Origin of the sequence: Anabaena sp. CCY 0017 (genome assembly GCF_963920885.1) — a bacterium.
Taxonomy (GTDB): Bacteria; Cyanobacteriota; Cyanobacteriia; order Cyanobacteriales; family Nostocaceae; genus Nodularia.
The window spans coordinates 1-248 of record NZ_CAWUDG010000109.1 but is presented as its reverse complement, the minus strand read 5'-3'; the positions used below and the strand labels follow the sequence as shown (position 1 = coordinate 248).

The 248-nt window shown below is 69.4% G+C and carries 1 protein-coding gene; it reads left to right on the top strand.

The window, feature by feature from the left end; genetic code table 11:
- Positions 1-248 (top strand): hypothetical protein (locus ACM0OW_RS25880; protein ID WP_414553588.1); only part of this gene is annotated, 248 nt, incomplete at both ends.

Sequence of the window (248 nt, the reverse complement as noted above, 5' to 3'; positions counted from 1 at the left end):
GACGCCCGCGCCCGGTTCCGCCGAAGCCCGCCTTCAGGCCGCCTCCAGCGCTTTTGAGCAGCGGATGGAGCGTTTCGGCCAGCGCGCCGAGGCCTTGTCGCTGGACAACAGTCTTCCCGAACTCGAAAAAAGCGCGCGCATGGCCGCCTTGTGGGCCGAGTATGCGCCGGACGTGACCGCCTTCACCGCCGAGGCCACGCGCCAGGCCTCCCAGATCGCCGCCGAGGCGCTGAAGGACATCGACGTCA